Origin of the sequence: Mesorhizobium sp. M7D.F.Ca.US.004.01.2.1 (assembly GCF_003997785.1) — a bacterium.
Lineage (GTDB): Bacteria > Pseudomonadota > Alphaproteobacteria > Rhizobiales > Rhizobiaceae > Mesorhizobium > Mesorhizobium loti.
Genome location: NZ_RZRQ01000616.1, coordinates 1 through 1,683, shown reverse-complemented (window position 1 = coordinate 1,683; position 1,683 = coordinate 1). Strand labels below are relative to the sequence as shown.

Sequence of the window (1,683 nt, the reverse complement as noted above, 5' to 3'; positions counted from 1 at the left end):
GACCTGCCTTTTGGCACCTTGGCCCGCCGTGCCGATGCCGGCATTGTTGATGAGGACGTCTAGCCGGTTCGTCCGGGCGCGCACCGCTTCGGCAAGCCGGCGCACTTCGGCCAGCGAAGAGAGGTCGGCAACCAGAAGCTCGGCCTTGCCGCCGGCTGCTTCGATCTCGGTGACAACAGCCTTGCCGCGCGTCGCATCGCGGCCATGCACCAGCACACGGGCGCCAGCGGCGCCGAGCCGTTGCGCGACGACGCGGCCAACGCCGTCGGTTGAGCCAGTGATGAGGATTGTCTTGTCTTTGAGTTCCATGTCCAGAGCCTCCGTTCTGTTGCTCTGAACGGAAGATGGGGCAGTTAGCGCGAGCCAAACAGTTCAAACTTTATCCTGGTATCAATACTGCTATAATAAGCGCATGGAGTCCCAACCCCACTCGGCCCCCACGCACTCCGCTGAAGACAGCCGCCGGCGCGAACTCGGCGCCTTCCTGCGCTCGCGCCGCGAAAGGCTGACGCCCTCGGCCACAGGCATCGCCACCGGTCTCAGGCGGCGCACGCCCGGCTTGCGGCGCGAGGAGGTGGCGATGATCGCCGGTGTCGGCACGACCTGGTACACATGGCTGGAGCAGGGGCGGGAGGTCAGGCCCTCGGTGGAGGTGCTGACGGCGCTTGCCGAAGCATTGCGCCTCGACGCGGCCGAAAAACAGCATCTGTTCATCCTCGCCGACCGCCAGCAGCCGGAGCGCCGTGCCGTGGCGCCGGAAAAGGTCGATGGCCCCTTGCTGCACATGCTGCAGAGCCTGGTGCTGCAGCCGGCCTATGTCGTCGGGCGGCGCTGGGACGTGCTGGCCTGGAACCCGGCGGCCGTCGCGGTGTTCGGCGACTACGGCCTGCTGGAGGGTGATGCCCGCAACATCGTCCACATGGTGTTCACCAACCCGCACCACCGGCGCCTGCTGGTCGACTGGGAGGAATTGGCGCGCACAGTGCTGGCTTCGTTCCGGGCCGCGAGCGCCCGCTATGTCGGCGATCCGGATTTCGAGCGGCTGATCGAGTTGATGACGCGCTCGAGCCCGGAGTTTCGCAACTGGTGGCCGCAGCGCGACGTCGCGCACCGATTGTCGGGGGTGAAGCATGTCCGGCACCCGAGCGCGGGCGCCATGACCTTCGAGCATATGAGCCTGTCGATCGGCGACGGCTCCGACATGAAGCTGATCGTCTACACGCCGCTTGCCGAGCAGAACTCGGTCGCCAAGCTGCAGACATTGCTGGACGCGCTGCCGGCCGAGCGGCGCAGCGCCTGAAGCGTCAGGTCTTTGGCTTCAGCCCGTCGAGGAACAGTTGTTCCAGGAAGCGGGCGGCATCCTCGAAGCGACCGTCGCCGCCGCGGTTGGGCCCGAGCACGGCGCGGACCTGGACGTCGAAATCGGCATAATGCTGTGTCGTTGCCCAGATCGAAAAGATCAGGTGCCAGGGGTCGGTCCGGGCGATCTTGCCGGCGCGCATCCAGCCCTTGATGACGGCGGCCTTCTCGTCGACCAGCGTCTTCAGCTCGCCGGCCAGCAGCGGCATGATGCGCGGCGCGCCTTGCAGGATCTCGTTGGCGAACAGCCGGCTCTCGCGCGGAAAATCGCGCGCCATCTCCAGCTTGCGCCTGATGTAGCTGCGCAGTTCGGTGAGGCTGTCT

General features: G+C 66.5%; 3 protein-coding genes. 1 reads left to right on the top strand and 2 read right to left on the bottom strand.

Annotation, left to right across the window (positions count from 1 at the left end; genetic code table 11):
* Positions 1 to 309 (bottom strand): SDR family NAD(P)-dependent oxidoreductase (locus EN993_RS35480; protein WP_127266208.1); only part of this gene is annotated, 309 nt, incomplete at its 3' end.
* 103 nt (positions 310 to 412) lie between these two features.
* Between EN993_RS35480 and EN993_RS35475 the strand changes: the two genes are divergently transcribed.
* Positions 413 to 1,300 (top strand): helix-turn-helix transcriptional regulator, encoded by an 888-nt coding sequence (locus EN993_RS35475; RefSeq protein ID WP_109668371.1) that lies wholly within the window; start codon positions 413 to 415, stop codon positions 1,298 to 1,300.
* A gap of 4 nt (positions 1,301 to 1,304) precedes the next feature.
* On the opposite strand, the gene EN993_RS35470 is transcribed toward EN993_RS35475, so the two are convergent.
* Positions 1,305 to 1,683: TetR family transcriptional regulator C-terminal domain-containing protein (locus EN993_RS35470; RefSeq protein WP_206532480.1), on the bottom strand; the 379-nt coding region annotated here is incomplete at its 5' end.

What these genes read in the sequence shown, in the direction of transcription:
- EN993_RS35475 (WP_109668371.1), top strand. Translation starts at nt 413, where the DNA reads ATGGAGTCCCAACCCCACTCGGCCCCCACGCACTCCGCTGAAGACAGC.